This window comes from Acinetobacter sp. GFQ9D191M, from assembly GCF_011174875.1.
Lineage (GTDB): Bacteria > Pseudomonadota > Gammaproteobacteria > Pseudomonadales > Moraxellaceae > Acinetobacter.
This window is the reverse complement of the sequence record NZ_JAALGV010000081.1, coordinates 1-21,508: the sequence shown is the minus strand read 5'-3', so window position 1 is coordinate 21,508 and position 21,508 is coordinate 1. Positions and strand designations below refer to the sequence as shown.

Here is a 21,508-nt window from a genome sequence, read left to right as displayed (position 1 = left end):
CTTTTTCAGCGATATAATTTTCAAATGAAGAAGCCTACACACAAAATCTACCGCACAACCAATTGGCCCGCATATAACCGAGCACTCATGAGTCGCGGAAATATTGCCATTTGGTTTGATCCTGCTACGCAATGGTATGCGCCATCAAAAGGCAAACAAGGACGAAATCAAACCTACTCCGACGCAGCTATCCAATGCTGCTTAATGATTAAATCCTTATTCCGCCTATCTTTAAATATGGTCACTGGCTTTGTGCAAAGTCTGATTAAACTTTGATTTAGTATAAAAACAAAGTTAGTAAATAAATCATATAAATCAAATACTTTTTTATTAAATATAAAATCTATTTGAATTAATTTTGTTAATTTTGGGACTGTGTTATTCTATTATTGTAACGCTAAAAATAATTTACCTGTGCAGAAAAAAATGATGACACCATTGCTCATTGATGCATTAACAATATCTGAAGGTAGGTTTGAAAAACCATGCCCAGTTTTAGTTTTGAAAATGATGTTACTCAATGAGGAAATGAGCACTGAGTCTTCAAAAAAAATTAAAAATCAAGCCTTACTACTGCTCGCGATATATCGTAAGTTACTGCTTGCTGTCGATAGGGATGTATGTAAGGTAAAAACTCTAAAGGATAGTGTGAAAAGAAGGCACTGGGGTAAAGTGGATAAAGCACAGGACAAGATGGTGGTTGCAGGCCAACTTCGACTAAAGAGTTTAGATCCAGAAGAAATGATTTTATTTTTAAATACACAGCATTTTTTGAAAAAGCTGCCGATTTCCTTTGTTCAAGAATTGGTTAATTGGGCATCACCGGTGGTGAGTGGTAATTTTTTAATCGAAAATGTTTTAGCTGGTTATATCGCCCAGAAGCTTTTGCCATTAGAAAGAATTAAAGTGAAAGAGCTTGGAAAATCTGTGCAACCATATTTTCATTTAGCTGACTTTTTTGTATTTTTACCTCAATTGGAGGAACTTTATCAAAAACATCAGCAGCAAATTGTTTGTGCGGCACCAACTGCAGAAGTTGCTTTAGCCTTAACAGACTGGAAGAAGGCATGGGTCTATCGTATTCGGAGTAGTTCATGAATGAGTATTTGGTGCAGCTCCTAAAATGTATTAATCAGAATGAAAATATAGAAAAAGAACAACTGATCCAAGCATTATTTTTGTTGCGTGCACACTATAGCTTAGCTGGCATTGTTGTCATTTGTCAGCGAATCTTCACATTGATTGGGGATGATGAATTATCAGAATTTCGTGATGAGCTTAATACGTTAAAGATCATTAGTAGATTACAGGATTCTGAGAAGAAATATTCACATTTCTTCTCAGAAACAACAGATAGAAATAATATACTTACGCCATTACGCCCCTACACTGGAGACAGTGGTATTTGTGACTTGCTATTGATTAAAGCAGGAATAAGTCAAAATAATGAGAGTTTTAATACGGTAATAAGGTGGTTTTTAGACCAAATCTTTCACTTTCAAAAAAAAGTACATACTCTAGAGCTTTATAGTAGTTATTTAACGGGTGATGGAAGCATAAAGCTGAAAGATCAAAAAGGATCTCGTGTGTACAATGCCTTTTTAGCGATTAGGCTGTTGGGTGATCCAAGTCATGAGGATATTTTAGAACGAGTCAAAGACTTAATCACTCAAAACGGACCGGAACAATGGATTCGTTCAATGTCCGATCGTTCTGAAGATAAACGATTTAAAGAAGTTTTTTATCCATTAAAGCTATTTTTATCCCAAATTTGGGAAAACAATCCTCTAAAAAATAAGAAGAAACGTCCAGAGTTTGTACACTGTATAGGGTTAAAGCACAAAAAATTGATCCTGCAACGATATGGTTCATTAAGTATTGCTATCCAACCTTTAGAGGATGTAGATGAAATTCATCGTGGTCTAGTCTCTGATGTATTTGAGCATGATGAGATTGAAGAAGATGAAACACCATTGGAGCCCTTGTTTAGATTTTTTTTGGCAGAACAATCCGATTTAATTCGAGGGCTTTATGCATCTAAGTCTACTTCTCAACATATTGAAGCTGCAAATGTTGGTTTAGTTTGGACCAAATCGCGATTGTCCTTAAATTCAATTCAAGAAGTATTTAGGCTCTGTCAACCATCTCATACTGATGCCAGCTTAATCTTACGCGCAAAATTAGCTTTAATATTGAGTTTACTCACAGGACGTTCGGTTACTGAATTAACAGCGCCTCGTTTTAGTCGAAATGCAGATCAGAATAATATTGCTATTCAGTATGATCATACTTTATCTGCATATGTATTAAGTGTGTTTGCAGGGACACCGACACTCAAAAAAAAACCAGAACATTCTAAATTTCATGTGCCATGGACCAATGAATTACATTTGGTTTTACCAAGTGAACTCAATGATTTGGTGAGTCAAGTCAAAAATCTTGGGATTACAAGACGTCATATGGCAGTTGAACGTGACGTGAGTGAACTGATTAACCGTTTACCTCAAGAGCTAGAAATCAGCCTCAAAAGCATTCGAGATATTCTTCCACGGTTGTTATATGATCATAGCCAAGGTGATTTAGCTGTCGTTAAAGCAGTGACGAATGCATCAGGTCGAAATTATGATAACTTGATTCATTATGCCTCTTTTGAACAGAGGCAACTTGAGCAATTATGGGCTGATTGTTTAAGAACGATAAAAATTGATATTCCTCAATACATAAACACTTCAAGTGAACGCGTGGGTAGCCCGATTGGAATAAAGATTGTTGAAATACAAAATGAAATTACACGAATAAAAAACAGAATAAATCAGGCTTATGAACAGAAAAATTGGCAGGTGCTCTTTGATAACTTAACCTTGTATACAGCATTATGGATGAATCTTGCAACTGCAGGACGAGGAATTAAGCAACCCTTTCCAAAGTGGATCAGTCAGCAAGGCTGGGCATTGATTCAAGATAAACATCATCAAGATGAATCAACCGATCGTTATGTACCATTGACGCCAGCGTTGATCAAACAGATTCAAGGTTTACGTGGTTTGATGGTAATGCTGGGGGAGCAAGTTGAACCACGTGTTGATTTATCATCTTATGCTATGCAACTTTGTGATCCTCATCAGATTGAAGGTTTAGTTAGAAATTGGGCACGGAAGTTGGTTCGCTCTGATCATAATCAGTTACCTGGACGGTTCAAGGATGCTGGACTTGGGCACTGGATACGGGGGCGTCATCCATGGGATATGTTATCTGTATTTCCTGTATCAGTTTTTAAACAACAGTGGCTTGATGTACAAGAAAACCTGCAAAAACAATTAGGTTTCGAATGTCTTGAAGGTTTTGATTTTTTTAAAATCAAGCATATTCCAACATTTGTTTTAACCCAAGAGACTAAAACAGCTCAAGTAGAGACGAAGCCGAGAATACAATATTCAGAAAATGATGTAAAAGAATGGCTGAAAAACTCAGAGTATAAGTCCTATTGTCCGTTGATCTTTGGGGAAAATCCTGAGCCACAAGTAGCTTTAGAGCTTGGACATGTATTAGCTTCCCATTTAGCTAAAAATACAAACATTGATTTGCCAGAAGCGATCAAGGCATATTGTGCTTATATTCGCGATAAAACGAAAATTCCTTTATTCGTTCAACTTCCTCAAAAAGCTAATCGTACATGGCTGACATCTGAAAATAGTTTTAGTACATGGGGTTATATTGAACAAAACTTACTTGATTTTATTCAGAAGGATTTAGAACATTTACCTGAACATCAAAATTGTGATGTTGAAATAGGACGTTTGCTGGTTGTACTCTCCATGTATTCACAACTGTGCAGAGTGAGCCATTTACAAGCGATGTTGGAGTTTATTGCTTCTGATCAACATATAGTCGCTATGGGGAATAGTCGGCTCGTTGAACTGACAGTGAATAATGATAGATCTGTGACGAAGATACGCCGTACAGTACTGTTAAGTCCTTATGTCTCGACGTTGATTTTAGTAGGCCGACAGTATCTACAGCCCCGATTAAAAGAGATTTTAGCACAGCCAAGAAATCAACAAAGAACGGCTTGGCAAAAGTGTTTTAATACATATTTAAAACAAATAGGGGTTAAGTCAACTCTATCGTTAGCTCAATGGTTGAAAGCTTTACAGCAAAATGTGATGTTAAATAGCACTCCGCTGATTGCAGGTTATATATCAGGCCAAGTCCTGACTGAAGATCTTTCAATAAATGAATTATTACGCTTATTCGAATATGAAAAATTAACCACAAATTTAGATAGCACTGAGCCAGAAAGTGAAATAGAAATAGACGATGAGCAACTCCATTTGTCTGATATTTTAGCGATGATTCAGCAACTAAAAGGTGAATCTAGATCAAGCATTTGGCTTAAACAGCTTGCCAATAATGAAACGAATCACTACTCAGTCAATTTATTAACGTGCTTTGTGCGATGGCTGATTTTACGCTGTGATGCAGAAGAGTTAAGTCTACAGAATCGAAATATGATTCATCTACATTTGGCCATCGTCAGTGCAGGTATATTGGGGTTTTCAGAAGATTTAACAAAAGATAGCCAGATTAATGAAGATGTATTTCAAAAATGGATGGAGTTGACGCAAGAGCATTTTCCACACCGCAAGCATCTCGCTGCGTGGAATCGCTTTAGAGATTTTTTAATTCAGTTAAATGATAATCGTATAAAGTTACACAAGCGTACAGCGCATCAAGCAAGTGCTAAAGTTTTTTCAAAAAATGAAGTGCAGCAGATCGTTCAAATATTACAATCTGTAGAATCTGGGGTGAATGATGCTGCTTTACGTCTAGAGATTCAGCGTCATTTTCGTTTATCTGCAGCGATGGGTGTACGCCGTTCAGAGACACTTCATTTACGGCCCTTAGATATTGATGAGGATATGCTCCGAATTCGTCCTTATGGTGAGCATCAGTTAAAAACACTTGGATCAGAACGTGTTGTTCCGATGAATTTATTAAGTCAGACGATTCAAAATGGATTAAATGATATTTATAAGAATAAAAAATATTCGATATTAATGTCTGATGAGAATAGTGAGCATAGGCCTTTTTTTGCTCAAATATCTCAAATATTAAAGAAAGTCACTGGAGATGTTGATCTCAGCTTACATCATTTAAGACATACGTTTGCAAGTACATATACTTTAAAGTGTTTGCAAACAGTGGTGGATTTTAAAGCGCTCACGATAGAATTGCCATGGCTACAAAATTGGATGCCATCGAATGAGCAATTTAATACGCTAGTAGGCAATGAAGGACAGGTTGGGCAAGGGATTAAGGCGATTAGTCGAGTGCTTGGACATTTACATGAATCGACAACATTAAAGCATTATGTTCATATCTTATTTCTGGCTACTTATGCCTATAGCATGCAACAACAGCAACCCAATTTACATACTGCATTTTTTAAGCGAGTCATGAGTCGGAGTAATTTATTCAGGCATTTCCAAGCGATTCATCAACAGAATGGTAATCTAAAATATGAGTTGAGAGACACCATCGAAAAATATGTACTCAAAAAAAGACAAAGTCAGAGGTGGGTCATCTATGCTCAAAAAAGAGGGAATTCGACTGGAAAAGTAATTAAACACGAATTATTTCAAAAGTTTGAAGATATTGAGCGGTATCTTATTTCTGGGCAGGGGCAGCCACGATTAGATATTGAGTCCTGGAAGAAAGCTTTAATTATGATGGCAAACATTCCGTCAGGTAAACGTGGTTCAAATATAGGAAGACATCCATTATCGACACAAGGAAAGTTAGCACGTTTGCCTGAATTACTCAGTGCTGTAGATTTTAATTCTGCACAAGAGATTTTAGAGCGATTTGATTATTTAGAACAAAACCAATCAGAAACTTATAATTGGTTAATAAAAAAATGGTTGTATGAAAGTAATGTAACAAAAGTATTGATGCATTTTACGGCAGAGGATGAACCTATGCTTTCAATCCTTACAGAACATCAGTTTTTTCCGATAGTGATGAAACATAATAAATATGATTATTTTAGAATTATGTCTCAACAAGCGTCATTAAGCGCCGTGCGATGGGTACTAGCATGGTTGAGTGTACGATATTTGGTGATTAGAGATCATATCAGAATTTAAGTAAATATGACTTACGCACGCTTTATTACATAAAGTTTTGAAAGACAGCGCTACCCTAATTGAGCTAAATTCAAGTGACAATTTGGGTATAAGTGCAGCCAAATTCTGTGAATTTGTTCAAGACAGCTACGTGTGCATAAATATCATTTACCTGACTACATCATACCTTGCATTTAATATGCTGCTAGAAGCCGATAGCATCCTTCCTTGTGCAAATAGCCTAAGCATATATCGTTCAACCTAAGGGGCCTAGGAATCAGCGACTTTGATTTGTTCTTTGCTTTCAATTTGATCCATATGTTATCGATTTATATTTTTTTATTTAAAAATGAATAAAAAAATTCTAATTCGGTTTGACCAAAGAAAAAGATACCCATATGATAATTACATTACAGCAAAATCTGTAATCGGGCGTGGAAACCCGCATCTCAACGTGCTAAAGAGTCACTTTTAGTGGCTCTTTTGTGTCTGCATGGCAATGCTTTATGGCAGGCCAAGTAGGGCAGTCTATGACTGGCCGTTTCGTTGAGCGGTATTTCCACCCCTATTTGGTTTGCCACCATCTCGTGGAAAAGATGTTGGCAAATTTCACATTGATCAACGAGATTACAATATGAAAAATATCATTTTAAAAGTACCCATTTCTCTTAGGTTTCTTTTGTTAGCGCTGACTGAATATTGACGGTCATTTAATTCATCGCTTTAACCAAATCGAACTATATACACTTTCAAATTTCGTACTTGAGCGAAAGTCTGACAGTGTTGTCTGGAGAAAATAAAAATGGGTCCAACACGATTATTGACCAATATTATTCAGCGTAAAGTTATGTTGCCAGAAGAAATGTCACCTTCAATGCAGCGTGACAATTTTGAAGTAGCACTGACTGATTTTGAAAAACATTCCATCATCAAATGTTTATTTAAAGCGGATAACCAGCGTTCTACGGAATGTTGGAATGTGCAAGAAATTGCAAACTTTATTGAGGATTGCACAGAAGATCAAAACATCAATTTATGCATTTTGTATTGGAAAGATATACACGGCAATATTTACATTATTGATGGGGCACATCGTCTTTCCTGTATTTATGCATGGATCAATAGATATTTTGCGGATGAGCAAGTCCCTCAAGCACCTAATTTCAATGATCAACAAAAACAAGATATTCGTTACCTCCGCAATTATTTAGGAGATCTTGCTGATTTTCAAAAAATTTGTACTGATGCCGAATTTGCAGAAAAAAAATCGAAATTAGGCGATATTAAAATCAGTTTCAGGCAGGTACTGGGAACTCCGGAAGATGCGCGACGGGTATTTCAATCGATTAACTCAGATACTAAACGTTTAGATAAATATGAGGAATATCACCTAAGAAATCGCGGTAGTGACGCGTATTATGCGATCTATGCCTGTTGTTATATCAATGACAATAAATCTAACCTAGAAGAGCTCCAATATACACGTTTAAATGAGTTGATTGAGTTAGGGGAGAGGATCCACCAGCTCCTTTTTTCGACCATTTTATTAGACAATGAAATGAGTCATGGCAAAAAAATTGGCTTGGTCAATGAGTTGATGAATATCATTGCGGGTGATCAGATTCATAATATTATGAGTCTGAATCAGGGGGAACGCGTTGAAAACCTGATGTCGCATCTGTTGACCATTCTTTGCAGAATAGCGACGCCTGTAAAAAATACTGGGGTTCCGAGTTTGGGCTTTCATCCATACTTATATTTTTATAAGGACCAGCGTTTTCAGATTACTTCTTTTCTTGCATGGTTTTCAATTGTGTATGAAATTCATGAAAGCCGCATGCAGATTCATCATCGAACGATTAGTTTCAAAGACTTCACCCGGGTACGCCGTAGTATTGAGTTCTTGATTGCTAATTTCCCCGTGGCGACCACTGAAACGGTCGGCAAGTTCGGCAGTGGTATCAAGGGCTATGATCGGCTACAAATTGTCTATAAAGCCTTTATTTGCTTAAGCTTGGAAATGGAAGTTGATTTTGATGATGAGGAATGCCTGAATACCTTTATTCTGTCCATGTCTAAGGCCTTCAAGTACATAAACTTTAACGAGTTTTATGTCGAAAGATTTTTGGGTGGTTATGATGATGCAGTCGTCAAGCATGTGGTGGGATATGTGGAGTCGATTAGTCCAATTTCTCGGTCAAAGCCCAAGGCCTTTTCGGCATTAACCAAGAGTCTGCTTAAGCACAATTTTCTGGTGGGTAATCATAACTTTTGCCTCATTTGTGATGGATTGATCTATCTTGATTCTACTGAATCGGATCATCGGATTGCCAAAGCCGTAGGTGGGCAAGGTGTTCTAGAGAATGGTCTGCTGGTTCATCCCATCTGTAATAGAATGAAATCAGATCTGAGTCTGGAAGAGATTAGAGCGGATTTGTTTGGTGAATTACTGTATTGATCAGCAGAGGTGTGAATTAATTTTCTAAAATGTATCAATGATTTAACTTTTGATATATTCAGCCAATGTGGTTATTTTTAATTCAGTCCAGAATCACAACCAGAAGCTAGCTGTAGTTTCTGAATGACCGTCAAGGTCCTTAGTTTCGCCCATAGATTCCCTCTGTGGGCTTTTTTTTTGATCAAAAATTGTATAGATGCTCTAAAATAAACCTTTTAGCATTTCATAAGCAATGAGGATTAAGGCTGAGACCATCAGCACAACAAAAATGAGTTCCACTCTAGTTAACATATTAATTCCTTTTACTTTTCACTTAATTTATATAGCAGTTAAGTCGCAGCATCAATGACATAACATGACATGGAAAATAATCAAAAAGACAGAATTTGGATTTTCATCAAATCTGCTGTTTGCATACTTCAACAGTAGTTTTGAATGTTTCACTTAAACTTTAAACTTTTTCTAAAATTAAATATATTTACATATACGTTCTAAAATTTGATAGAATTTATTAAAACTTTAGATTCTAAGTGTAAATAATGAGAAGCGCTAATATTCGACGTGATGGCTACTTAAAATTTCTGAATACATGGCAAGACCGTGATGTCATTAAAGTACTTTCAGGTGTGCGTCGCTCTGGAAAATCCACCTTATTGGCGATGTTTCAACAAGACCTAAAAGCACAGGGTGTACAAGCCGAAAACATCATTGCCATCAACTTCGAATTTATGGAATTTGAAGAACTCACCGATTACCGTAAACTACATGATTATGTATTGTCCAAAGTTGATAAAAGTAAAAAAAACTATGTTTTTTTAGATGAAATACAACATGTTACTAATTTTGAAAAAGTAGTCGACTCTTTATATGTTCGAGATTATATCGATTTATATATTACAGGTTCAAACGCATTCTTTCTGAGTGGAGAACTTGCGACTTTACTCACAGGACGCTATATAGAGCAACATGTTTTACCCCTTTCATTCCAAGAATTTAAACAGTGGCATATTGAAAATAATCCGATCATCCAACAATTATCCAATCGTGATTTGTATGCTATGTACACGCACAGTAGTTTCCCCTATACGCTTGCCATGACTAGTCAGCAGGAAACCTATGATTACTTGCAAGCGGTCTATGCCAGTGTAATGTTTAAAGATGTTATTCCTCGTTTGAATACTGCTGATATTAACTCTCTCGAGCGAGTCGCAAGATATTTGGCAAGCGTGACAGGCTCACCTATTTCCATCAATAAAATTAAAAATACCTTTGTTTCAAGTGGGGTTAAGATTTCATTTGAAACAGTAAAACGCTATATTCAGGGCTTACAGGACAGTTTGTTATTTTATAGTGCCGCACAATTTAAAGTACGCGGGCGTGAGTTATTACAATCCTCTGAAAAATACTATTTAGTTGATGTCGGATTGCGCCGGATTATGTTGCCTGATGCTAATGCTGATCAAGGTCATATCTTAGAAAATGTGATTTATCTTGAGCTTGTCAGACGAGGTTATACGGTCTATGTAGGGCGGGTTGATGAATATGAAATAGATTTTGTTGCTGTCGATACTTTACAGAATTTAACTTATTATCAGGTGGCATTAGAAACGCTCAATGAGGAGACACTCAGCCGAGAGTTACGTCCATTACAGAAAATTTCTGATTCGTATCCCAAGTATTTGCTTACCTTAGACACGATAGGGACTGAAGCGAATTATAATGGTATTGTAAAAATGAGTGCTCTCGATTGGTTGCTATCTGAAAATAAGTAAAGTTGAGGGTAGACATGGATACTCTTATTTATTAATTAAAAATCAAAGACTTTTCAGCATCATTCAAGAATGTATTCAAGCATAATTTCTGCTCCAATTGTGATGGATCGATTTACCTCGACTCGATTGAGTCAGACTATCATGATTGAGCCAGAGTCGCTTACTGAAAGTAGCGAGAATTGCGCTGGAGTTTCTGAAGGATATTAATTCCTTAGTTTGCCCATTCATCCATCTGGGCATTTTTTTTTGATTAAAATACAATGCGGTTCTTGCTAAAAAATGACGGCACCCACCATAAAACACAATATTCCAAAAATAATCCAAGGCCAGATCTTTGTCTTCGGTTGTTCTAAATTCTGAGGATTATATTCCGTGTGTTCTAGCGATGTCGGTTGTGGAACACGGGTCTTTTTAGAGTAAGGCTGGTGTTTAGAGTAAGATAGTCCCGTACCTGGAATGCCGACACTGGTTCGCGTACCTTTTTTCCCAATATTTAGAGAAGCACCAGGTTTGCCAATGCTGGCACTGCTGATGCCTTTATGGGTCAGATTAATTTTAAAACCCGGGAATAATTTAATACTTTTACGAAATCTAAAACCCATATTGCTCTCATTCTAAAACTTAGCTCAATTCACGCGCTATACCAGGATCCATGATCTGCTAGAGATCGTACTTTGACGGCTATCATCAGGATACTAGTATATTTTTTATCTGGTGATTGCAATACTACCTTAAAATACCGTCAAAAATCTTTACTGTATATTTGCTGTAGGGTAATCTTAAAACTACTATTTATTGACTGATTGGTATATGACGACAGATAAGCATGAAGTCCTGCTACGAATGCGAGCCATCGAGCTGCTTGCTTACTGGGAAGGTCGTTTGGTTACCAATCGTTTGATGAGTTGGTTTGGACTGAGTCGACAGCAGGCTTCTGCGGATATCAAGCGCTATAATACCCTATATAACCCCGATGCCCTGATTCATGACCCCTCAGTCAAGGGTTATGTGCCTAAAGCCAGCTTCCAGCCTGTACTGACTACAGCGCATATCAATGAATATCTCAATATGCTCTCGGGCTTGGTCAGTGAATCGCATGCCCTGATTGCGATGCCAGAACCGAATCTTGCAGCAGTTCAATTACCTGATCGCAGTGTACGTCCTGAAGTGATTCGGGAAGTTTTGCGTGCCTGCCGCAACCAAAGTACTTTAAAAATGATTTATGCCTCCATGCATAATCCACAGTGGCATGAACGCATGATTTCCCCACATACCCTGGTGTATACCGGTTTTCGCTGGCATGTCCGTGCCTATTGCCATCAGAGCAAGCAGTTTAAGGACTTTTTACTCTCCAGAATTGATCGCACACCTGTTGTGGTGGCGATTGACTCAGTAGACCCTGCTCAGGATCAGCAATGGCATGAAGAAATTGTACTGACGCTGATCCCTAATCCAAAATTGAATGAAGCTCAAAAAGCGTTGGTCGAAAAAGACTTCGGCATGCCTGATGGCAGATTACAGATTCCAGTGAAAAAAGCCCTGGCTCACTATACCTTGCAGCGGTATCAGGCCGCGATCACGCTGGCCGAGGCGGAAGATGCCTTGAAATATCCCTTAGTGTTACAAGGTTCAGATATCGAAAAGCTATCGTCTTATCTGTTTGATCAGGCGTCATAGGAGATTGGCCATGTTAGAGCAATTTCATTATGACAGTGACCTGATTGGTGGCTCACTGATGGTGCGTGAAAGCCGGCTGATCGCTGATCTGTTATTACGAGAGGCGACTCCAGAACAATGGCATCAGGCCATTCAGGTTGACAATATTCTGCAAAAAAGAACCGCAGCCTCAGCTCAACGCAATGCCACCGCTATTCGTAAGCGTCTGGAGCGCTTAGAGCCTGATTTCTGGAAAGCTTTGCGAGATGGGGATGATGAGCTGGCGACCCAGGTGGCTTTTTGTGGCGCACTGGAACGCAACCTGTTGCTGCTTGAGTTTATGGAAACGGTGATGAGGGATGCCTATATCTCCCAGGCGCAACACTTGGACAGTTATATCTGGTCAGATTTTTTGGATGAACGCTCACAACGTGATCCGGATATCTGTGATTGGAAAGAGTCCAGCAAGAAAAAAATGGGGCAGGTGGTGTTTCGCATGCTGGCAGAAGCCGGTTACTTAAAAAGTACCCGTAAGCTGGAGTTGCAGCGCGTGATCGTCAGAGCAGAGCTGCGTAGCCTGTTGGAAGAACATTATAAACAACGCATTAAAAGATCTATGGAAGTGTCGGTATGGACGCGTTAGTTGTAGAGGGGCAGCAATGAGTCAAACAATACATGAGCGTCTGAACCAGATTCCAGAGCGAATTCTTTCCACCGAGTTTCTCACCGGGCAAGGACTGGGCAATGAAATTGGCTTCTGGATTTTTGATTATGCACCTGAAGATGAGTTGAAAGTGCGCGAATATCTGCATTTTCTAGATGGGATGCTGGAGAAAAAACACAGTCAGCTGAAGGTGGTGAATATCAACCTGCTGCAAGCCGTGGTGGATTATCTGGCTGAGCGTAACTTCATCGATAAAGCCATTCAAATGCAAAAAGCCAAAGGCGATGAAGCGCTGCTCAAAGCCTTAAAGGGCCCACTGCATATGGATAAGTTCGCGCCTTATCTGGTGAGTAAATATGCCACCAATGCGCAAGATATTGTGTTGATGACTGGGGTAGGGTCGGTTTGGCCACTGTTACGTGCCCATCACTTATTGAACAGTTTGCATTCGTTACTGGGGCATAAGCCCGTAGTGCTGTTTTATCCTGGTTATTACGACGGTCAAGCGATGAGTTTATTTGGAAAAATTCCAAGCAACAATTACTACAGAGCATTCAGATTAGTGCCTTAAACACGGCAAATAGAAATAAGAATTCGGGGGAATGGATTGAGATGAACATTAAAGAACTTTTTTACAAGCCATTAGATCGTGCGATTAACGGGGTGGTCAAGGCAGACCAGAATGACAATACCACGGTATACCAGGAACTCGATGAATACGTGGTCACCAATGAGCTGGAAAAGCATTTTCGTGACTTTTTCCAGTCTTATGGCACAGATCTAAGCGATCCTTCGATTGCCAATCGTGTCGGTGTGTGGATTTCAGGCTTCTTTGGTTCAGGTAAATCACATTTCCTGAAAACCTTGTCGTATATTCTGGCCAATAAAGTGGCACGTGACGCGGAAGGTAACGAACGCAGTGCTGCAGAATTCTTTGATGAAAGCAAAATCCGTGATGCGTTTATCCGTGCGGATATTGGCAAGGCCGTTAGCCATCATGCCGATGTCATCCTATTTAACATCGACAGTAAAGCCAGTTCAAATGATGACGGCAATCCGATTCTGAATGTGTTTTTACGCGTGTTTAACGAGTATCAGGGTTTTAGTGCTGACCATCCACATATTGCACATATGGAACGTCACCTGAGCCAGAAAGGGGTGTATGAGCGCTTTAAACAGGCTTTTGAAGAATCTAGCGGCATGTCTTGGCTAGAAGAACGTGACGGCTATCAGTTCTATCAGGATGATGTCGAAACCGCAATTTCCCAAGCCCTCAACTTATCAGCAGAAGCTGCGCATAAATGGTTTGAGGATTCTGAGCAGACCTTTAGTGTTTCGGTTGAAAACTTCTGTCAGTGGGTGAAAGAATACCTGGACAGCAAAGGACCCCAGCAACGCATGTTGTTCTTGGTCGATGAAGTGGGGCAGTTTATTGGCAGCGATACCCGCTTGATGCTGACACTGCAAACCATTACTGAAAACCTGGGTACGATCTGTAAAGGCCGCGCTTGGATTATCGTCACCTCACAGGCAGACATCGACGCGGTTCTAGGTGAGATGTCTTCTTCCAAAGCCAATGACTTCTCCAAGATTGCTGGACGTTTTAAAACCCGGTTATCACTGTCCAGTTCAAATACCGATGAAGTCATCCAGAAACGTTTATTACGTAAAACCCCGGAAGCTGAAGCACTGCTCAGATCAGTGTTTGAGCAAAAGGGCGATATCTTAAAAAACCAGATCACCTTTGACCGTTCAGGCCCAACACTCAAGAACTATGAGGGTCCAGACAGCTTTATCCATAACTATCCTTTTGCGCCGTACCATTTCCAGCTGGTGCAGAAAGTTTTTGAAGAAATCCGTAAGGTCGGTGCGACCGGTGCACACCTGGCCTATGGTGAGCGATCCATGCTGGATGCCTTCCAGATGGCCGCCAATGCGATTGCTACAGATGAAGTCGGTGCCCTGGTTCCTTTCCACCGCTTCTATACTTCAGTGGAAGGATTTCTGGATACAGCAGTGAAGCGTACCATCGACCAGGCAGGGCAGAATAAGACCCTGGATGGTTTTGATGTGCAGATGCTGCGTACCCTGTTCATGATCCGCTATGTCGATATCATCAAAGGTACGCTGGATAACCTGGTGACTTTGTCGATTGAGAAAATTGATGAAGATAAGCTGGCATTGCGCAAGCGGATTGAAGAGAGCCTGCAGCGTTTGGAAAAAGAGAGCCTGATTACGAGGAATGGCGATGAGTTCCTGTTCCTGACCAATGAAGAACGCGATATCACCCGAAAAATTAAAGCCACTGACTTAGCAGCTTCAGAAGAAAATAAAGAGTTAGCCAACCTGATCTTTAAAGATTTACTGCGCGATCAGAACAAATACCGCCATCAAGCCAACAAGATGGACTATCAGATTGGTCGTTTTCTGGATAGCCATAGCTTAGATGGCAAGTATGAGAGTGATTTGAAAGTCGAAATCATTTCTCCACTGGATACTGAATACAACCTCTATACTGAAGCTTACTGTATTGGTAAAAGTACTCAGGCCGAAGGACAAGTGCTGTTTAAACTGGCAGACGATAAACAGTTCTTTAATGAACTGCGCACCTGGCTGAAAACCAATAAATTTATTCGGTTAAATGATGATGGCACTCAGTCCGATATCAGCCGTATTCTGGCAGACCGTGGCCGTGAGAATCAGGAGCGTAAAAAACGTCTGCGTGTCCGGGTCGAAGAAATGTTGCTGGACGCGGAAAGTTATGCCTTGGGTCAACATCTACAACTTTCATCTTCAAGTCCAACCACCAAGCTGGATGAGGCTTGTCGTTATTTGCTGGAAAACACTTATACCAAACTGAGCTATCTGCAGGTCTATCAGCAGGATGCCTGGCGTGAACTGAACGCCGTCTTGACTGTGGATGATATGGCGCAGCTCGGATTGTCTCTGGATGGCGGGCAGAGCAATCCGAAAGCCCTACAGGAAGTAGAGCAGTACATTGCACTACGGGCCACTGGTACAGAGCGTATTCTGGTCTCGGATGTGGTGGATCGTTTTGCCAAACGTCCTTATGGCTGGCCGGATGCCGAGATTTTACTGCTGGTGGGTCAGCTGGCGGCAATGGGGCGGATTTCACTGCAGTTAAATGGCGGCAGCTTGCAGCTGAAAGAGGCCTTTGAGCCTTTACAAAACAGTCGCCGTCGCCGTGATGTTTCCATTATTAAAAAGCGCCAGACTGATGATCAGGTGTTGAAACAGGCACGCCAACTGACCCAAGACCTATTCTCGGCCATGGGACCAGCGACAGAAAAAGAGCTGTTTGAGTTCTATACCCAAAACTTTAAGACCTGGTTAGCCAACTTTAAGTCGTATAAGAGCAAAACCGATGTCGGGCAATTCCCTGGCAAGAAAGTCATTGAGCGGTCGATTCTGACTTTAGAACGCTTGCTGGCCAATAGCGACAGCTTCGATTTCTTTAAAGCGGTGGTTGATAACAAGGACGACTATCTGGATCTGGAAGAAGACTACCGTGATATTCATGAGTTCTTCAGCAATCAGATGCCAAGCTGGCAGCAACTGCAGCAGGCTCTACGTCATTTTGAGAAAAATAAACAGGCATTGGGCAGTGATGAGGTGGCAAAAAAAGCCCTCTCTGAATTACACCGTATTGCCACCCTCGAATCGCCCTATGGCCTGTTAAATAAAGTGGCTGATTTGGTTCGCACAGTGGAAAGCGTCAATGAACAATTGCTGACTGAAAAGCGCAATCGGGCGATAGAACACATTGATGACAAGATCAAGCAGCTGGAAGCCGAGATTAAAAATAGTGGCATTGCTACCGCTGAGCTGAGTAACAAGCTATTACGCCCACTACAACTGCTCAAAGCGGATATTGAAGTGGAAACTAGCCTGTCCACCATCTATATGCTGCAAACCCAAACTGCCGTCGAGCGTTTTGATGAAGCCTTGTATGAGCTGGAGCGAGAAGTTCAGGCTGAAATTCAGCGTCAGGCCAAAGCGGCACAACTGGCTCAGAGCAAAGCAGAGAGCGTAGCGAGCTCAGCAACCACCGCCAGCCCAGAAACATCAGCACCTGCTGCGACTCCGGTAAAGCCCGCGATCGTCGTGGTGCCACCGAAACCGGTAGTAGAAGTTGATGTCGCCAGCATTTACAACAAAACCTCTAGCAGTGTCTACCTGGAAACAGAAGAATCAGTGGATCAGTTTGTAGACGCACTCAAAGCTGAATTGAAAAAAATTGTGAGTGATAAAAAGCGTGTGCGTATCCGCTAACTTGGGTTAGGGATATCGGCATCAGTCATTAATTAAAGGTTTAAAGATGAATACCAGTAATATTAAAAAATACGCACCGCAAGCACGTAACGATTTTATCGCAGCCATGCGCAAGCAAGCGGCCAAATATGGCATCACCGCAGACAGCATTTTACCGGCAGAACAGAAAGGCGACTTGCTGCTGATTGGCGATCAGGTTTTTCCGCTATCCGTCATGAAACCACGTGATAAGCTGATCAAACGTATTCAAGCAACTAGCTTTGAGCAGACGATTGATTATATCGCTTACAGTTGGTTTAACCGTCTCTGTGCCATCCGCTATATGGAATGCAAAGGCTTACTGGATCATGGTCGCCGTGTACTGAGTAGTGCAGATGGTAGTGCAGGCTTGCCACAGCTTCTGGAAGAATGTCTGGATATTGACCTACCAGGTTTAGATGCCAGCCGTGTGGCTGAACTCAAGCTGGATGGCAATAAAGACGAAGAGCTGTATCGGGAACTGTTACTGGCGCAGTGTCATGCGTTGAATCAGGTCATGCCACTCCTGTTCGAACAGGTGTCTGATGAATCTGAACTGTTATTACCGGATAACCTGACCAAAACCGACTCCTTGATTCGTGATCTGGTCAGCAGCATTCCTGAAGAAGACTGGTCGGATGTGCAGATCATTGGCTGGCTGTATCAGTTCTATATTTCTGAAAAGAAAGACCAGGTGATTGGTAAAGTCGTCAAAAGTGAGGATATTCCTGCCGCGACACAACTCTTCACGCCAAACTGGATTGTAAAATATTTGGTACAGAACAGTGTCGGTCGTTTATGGCTGATGGCACAGCCAGAAAGTACCCTGGCCAGTGAATGGGAATACTATATTCAGCCAGCGGAACAAAGTGATGAAGTCAATGCACAGTTAAAACAGCTGATTGATGTTCGTATCAGTGAAGATGGCGATACCTTAAACCCTGAAAGCATTACGGTGCTGGATCCTGCCTGTGGTTCGGGGCATATTCTGGTGGAAGCCTACGATTGCCTAAAAGCGATTTATTTGGAACGGGGTTACCGCAGCCGCGATATTCCACGTTTGATTCTGGAAAACAACCTGTACGGGATTGATATTGATACCCGTGCGGCACAGCTCTCCAGTTTTGCGCTGTTGATGAAAGCCCGTGAGGATGACCGCCGTTTATTTAACAATCCACCAAAGCTGAATATTATTGCACTGCAAGATAGTCAGCCGGAACGTTTAGATGCATTCAGTCAGGACTTGGCTAGTACCGGTGTTGCACAGGCAGATTTAAAAGAATTATTAGACCTATTTGAACATGCTTCGACCTTTGGTTCGTTGATTCAAATTCCTCAAGCATTCGCTAAAAAACTACCTGATTTAGAAAGCAAGCTGAATACAGCAGCAGCGTCAGGGGATATTTTTTCGCAGCAGTCAGCACAAGAGCTATTACCACTAGTACAGCAAGCAAAAATCTTAGCTAAACAATATGATGCTGTAATTGCGAATCCACCGTATATGGGTGGTAAGGGGATGAATCCAGCACTTAAAGATTTTGCGAAGAAAAAATTCCCTAACAGCAAGTCAGACCTATTTGCCATGTTTATTGAACGTGGTTTCGATTGGTGTAAGGACAGCGGTTTTAATAGCATGGTCACTATGCAAAGCTGGATGTTCCTGTCCTCTTATGAAGCAATGCGTGAAAAGTTGCTACAGGATCGGACTTTGTCTTGTATGGTGCATATGGGCAATGGGGTAATGGGAATTGCCTTTGGTACGGCTGCTACCATCATGCTAAATAACCATATTAGTAATTATGCAGGTAGTTTTTCTTATTGTGAAAATGATGATGTAAATGAATTTGGCATCCCCAAACAATTCCCTGTACAAAATGAACGACTAAAAACAGCAAAACCAGATGATTTTAAGAAAATTCCTGGAAGTCCTATTGCTTATTGGGTAAGCAAAAATCTTACAACTATTTTTAAAGAAAAAAAATTACGAGACTATGCTGATGCAAAGCAAGGTATGGCGACATGTGATAATGAACGTTTCTTAAGATTATGGCATGAAATTTCAATTAAAAATTTCTCTGATAATTGTATGAGTTTGGAGGAATCAAAAGTAAGAGAAGAAAAATGGTACCCACATAATAAGGGGGGGAGATTTAGAAGATGGTATGGGAATAATGACTTTGTAGTAAACTGGAAAAATAATGGTGAAGAGTTAAGACAGTTTACTGATGAGTTAAATAAAATCAGACCTGGTGGAAGATTAAAAAATCAAGAGTATTATTTTAAAGAGTCAGCTACTTGGAGTGATATTACTAGTGGTATGACAGCTGGAAGATATATTCCAAACGGATTTATTTTTGATACCACTGGTCCATCAATATTTAATGATGAAAAATATGGAATATATTTCTTTGTAGGCCTACTAAATACAAAAATTTGTAATGCTTTAGTTGATTTAATGAATCCAACAATGCATTTTACATTAAAGGATGCTAATAATTTTCCTTTACCCGTATGTTGGAATGCAGATACAACTAATCAAGTGGTAAAAAAGTTAATTTATATTTCTAAGAATGATTGGGATTCATACGAAACCTCATGGGACTTTACTCAAAACCCAATTATTCGTACTCAACAACCAAACCTAGAACAAGCCTTTAATACATGGCAACAGCAAAATGCTACTGCCGTGGTTGAAATGAAACGTTTGGAAGAAGAAAACAACAAGCTGTTTATTGACGCTTATGGCTTACAGGATGAATTGACACCCGATGTACCAGACGAGCAAATTACCCTTACCCGTGCCAACCGTGAAAAAGACAGCCAGCGTTTAATCTCTTATGCACTTGGTTGCATGATGGGACGTCATAGCCTAGATGAACCAGGTCTGATCTATGCCCATGCAGGTAATCAAAACTTTGATGCCAGTCGTTATAGAACATTCCCAGCCGATGCGGACGGTATTATTCCATTGACTGAAATGCACTGGTTCGAAGATGATGCCACACATCGTATTCAAGAGTTCTTAACTGCGGTTTGGGGCAAAGACACACTGGATGCCAATATGCAGTGGCTAGCAGAAAGCTTGGATAAGAAAGCCAGTGAAACGGCTGAAGACACTATTCGCCGTTACCTCGCCAGCAAGTTCTATAAAGACCACATGCAGACCTATAAAAAGCGTCCAATCTACTGGTTATTTAGCAGTGGTAAGCAAGGCGCTTTCCAGGCGTTGGTGTACTTGCACCGCTATAACGAAAGTACTTTGGCACGTATGCGTACCGAATATGTGATGCCGCTGATTTCCAAAATGGCTGCTTATGCTAATTCTCTGGAAACAGCAAAAGAAAGCAGTGACTCTGCGGCTGAAATCAAACGTATAGAGAAAAAACTGCAAGACTTGCATAAGCAACAGGCTGAACTCAGTAGCTTTGAGGAAAAACTGCGTCATTATGCCGATCAGCGTATTAGCTTAGATCTGGATGATGGGGTGAAAGTAAACTACGGCAAGTTTGGGGACTTGTTGGCTGAAGTGAAAGCAGTGACGGGTGATAAAACAGAATGAATAAAGCTCAAATTGATCAGGTAAAGATACATATTGAAGCTTATTACGCACTCGGGCTTTCAAATATTCTTGCTCAACAGCATGCTCATATATCAGACCTAAGCAATGTTCAGATTGGTGAATATACAGCACAAGAATTTCTCAGTGCATCTAATAAGGTTTTTAACCAATTCAAAGAAGAGATCGATACCGTATTTGCTAAAGCTTTACCATATAGTTATCAATTTCAAAATGAATATGGTGGTGCAGATTTAAATCAAGATCTAGCTGGTTATTTACAAAATATTAATAATCGAAATTTCCCTGCTGCGGTTTTACATCTTAATCGTTTAATTCATTACCAAGCAATAAATGGGTTTTGGGAGAAAAGTAAACGGAAATATTTTCGAAGTTCGGAAGTCTCTGTTCAGCAAGATAAAGAACGTATCGAGTTAGTCTCTACTCATCTAGAAGCCACATCACAACGATTAGAGACTTTGTTGAAAGTACTAGAAACTAGCAAAGATGATTTGGATTCTTTTACTTCTGTAAAAAGAAGTGAATTAAGTGAAATAGAGGCGTTAGTAACTGCGAGTCGAAATCACTCATCAGAAATTACTAATCTGCAGAGTCAGGCTGCGGTCTTAATTGAAAAAATAAATTCTTTATTACAGGCATCTGAAGAGAAAAAAGCGGATTCAGATCAACTGTTGATCGAGACACGTGCACAATTACAAACGTTAAAAACGACTTTTGAGAACTTAGAGCAAAATATTTTAGAACAAAAAAATGATTTTGAAACTCTTAAACAGGATTTTAAATCTAAGCTTACCTTTGTAGAGAGCAAACAAGCATACTTTGAACAACGGAATCAATATCTAGACGATCTAATAGGTAGAGAAGTTGGTGCATCTCTGTTTGAAACGTTTAAGCAAAGGAAAACTGAATTAACAGATTCAACTTTGTACACGACAAATTTCACAG

The 21,508-nt window shown here is 40.1% G+C and carries 11 protein-coding genes and 1 pseudogene; 11 read left to right on the top strand and 1 reads right to left on the bottom strand.

Translation table 11 applies throughout. The annotated features are described in order from the left end of the window. Positions 1-24: 24 nt before the first annotated feature. From G5T77_RS12420 to G5T77_RS12400, 5 genes and pseudogenes are all read left to right on the top strand, one after another. Positions 25-273, top strand: a pseudogene (locus G5T77_RS12420) (transposase); the annotation flags it as partial. A 153-nt stretch (positions 274-426) separates the two neighbouring features. Continuing rightward, positions 427-1,098 (top strand): hypothetical protein, encoded by a 672-nt coding sequence (locus G5T77_RS12415; protein WP_166137082.1) that lies wholly within the window; start codon positions 427-429, stop codon positions 1,096-1,098. Next, a complete protein-coding gene (locus G5T77_RS12410; RefSeq protein ID WP_166137079.1) occupies positions 1,095-6,146 on the top strand; it encodes a tyrosine-type recombinase/integrase in 5,052 nt (1,683 codons plus the stop codon). The genes G5T77_RS12415 and G5T77_RS12410 overlap by 4 nt, the downstream gene beginning before the upstream one ends. 781 nt (positions 6,147-6,927) lie before the next feature. Further along, positions 6,928-8,583, top strand: coding sequence for an HNH endonuclease signature motif containing protein (locus tag G5T77_RS12405; protein ID WP_166137076.1), 1,656 nt, complete (start codon positions 6,928-6,930; stop codon positions 8,581-8,583). A gap of 539 nt (positions 8,584-9,122) precedes the next feature. Further along, positions 9,123-10,355, top strand: coding sequence for an ATP-binding protein (locus G5T77_RS12400; protein ID WP_005021600.1), 1,233 nt, complete (start codon positions 9,123-9,125; stop codon positions 10,353-10,355). 272 nt (positions 10,356-10,627) lie between these two features. On the opposite strand, the gene G5T77_RS12395 is transcribed toward G5T77_RS12400, so the two are convergent. After that, positions 10,628-10,957 (bottom strand): DUF4236 domain-containing protein, encoded by a 330-nt coding sequence (locus tag G5T77_RS12395; RefSeq protein ID WP_000506885.1) that lies wholly within the window; start codon positions 10,955-10,957, stop codon positions 10,628-10,630. A 208-nt stretch (positions 10,958-11,165) separates the two neighbouring features. On the opposite strand from G5T77_RS12395, the gene G5T77_RS12390 reads away from it, so the two are divergent. The 6 genes from G5T77_RS12390 to G5T77_RS12365 all read left to right on the top strand — a co-directional run. Then, the gene (locus G5T77_RS12390) at positions 11,166-12,032 is read left to right on the top strand and encodes a WYL domain-containing protein (RefSeq protein WP_127800373.1); all 867 of its coding nucleotides are present in this window, start codon (positions 11,166-11,168) and stop codon (positions 12,030-12,032) included. Between the two features lie 10 nt (positions 12,033-12,042). Next, positions 12,043-12,654, top strand: a complete 612-nt coding sequence (locus tag G5T77_RS12385) for a DUF1819 family protein (RefSeq protein WP_166137073.1) — start codon at positions 12,043-12,045, stop codon at positions 12,652-12,654. 16 nt (positions 12,655-12,670) lie between these two features. Further along, entirely contained in the window at positions 12,671-13,246 is a 576-nt protein-coding gene (locus tag G5T77_RS12380; protein ID WP_002010699.1) for a DUF1788 domain-containing protein, read from the top strand. Between the two features lie 41 nt (positions 13,247-13,287). Then, on the top strand, positions 13,288-16,968 hold the full coding sequence (gene brxC / locus G5T77_RS12375) for a BREX system P-loop protein BrxC (RefSeq protein WP_166137070.1): 3,681 nt from the start codon (positions 13,288-13,290) through the stop codon (positions 16,966-16,968). A gap of 46 nt (positions 16,969-17,014) precedes the next feature. Next, positions 17,015-20,545, top strand: coding sequence for a BREX-1 system adenine-specific DNA-methyltransferase PglX (pglX, locus tag G5T77_RS12370; RefSeq protein WP_166137067.1), 3,531 nt, complete (start codon positions 17,015-17,017; stop codon positions 20,543-20,545). Continuing rightward, on the top strand, positions 20,542-21,508 hold a 967-nt coding region (locus tag G5T77_RS12365), incomplete at its 3' end, for a hypothetical protein (RefSeq protein ID WP_166137064.1). The genes pglX and G5T77_RS12365, both read left to right, overlap by 4 nt.

Bases quoted from the DNA above. Each gene is read 5' to 3' on its own strand.
- G5T77_RS12415 (WP_166137082.1), top strand. From the start codon at position 427: ATGATGACACCATTGCTCATTGATGCATTAACAATATCTGAAGGTAGG.
- G5T77_RS12410 (WP_166137079.1), top strand. From the start codon at position 1,095: ATGAATGAGTATTTGGTGCAGCTCCTAAAATGTATTAATCAGAATGAA.
- G5T77_RS12405 (WP_166137076.1), top strand. From the start codon at position 6,928: ATGGGTCCAACACGATTATTGACCAATATTATTCAGCGTAAAGTTATG.
- G5T77_RS12400 (WP_005021600.1), top strand. From the start codon at position 9,123: ATGAGAAGCGCTAATATTCGACGTGATGGCTACTTAAAATTTCTGAAT.
- G5T77_RS12395 (WP_000506885.1), bottom strand. From the start codon at position 10,957: ATGGGTTTTAGATTTCGTAAAAGTATTAAATTATTCCCGGGTTTTAAA.
- G5T77_RS12390 (WP_127800373.1), top strand. From the start codon at position 11,166: ATGACGACAGATAAGCATGAAGTCCTGCTACGAATGCGAGCCATCGAG.
- G5T77_RS12385 (WP_166137073.1), top strand. From the start codon at position 12,043: ATGTTAGAGCAATTTCATTATGACAGTGACCTGATTGGTGGCTCACTG.
- G5T77_RS12380 (WP_002010699.1), top strand. From the start codon at position 12,671: ATGAGTCAAACAATACATGAGCGTCTGAACCAGATTCCAGAGCGAATT.
- brxC (WP_166137070.1), top strand. From the start codon at position 13,288: ATGAACATTAAAGAACTTTTTTACAAGCCATTAGATCGTGCGATTAAC.
- pglX (WP_166137067.1), top strand. From the start codon at position 17,015: ATGAATACCAGTAATATTAAAAAATACGCACCGCAAGCACGTAACGAT.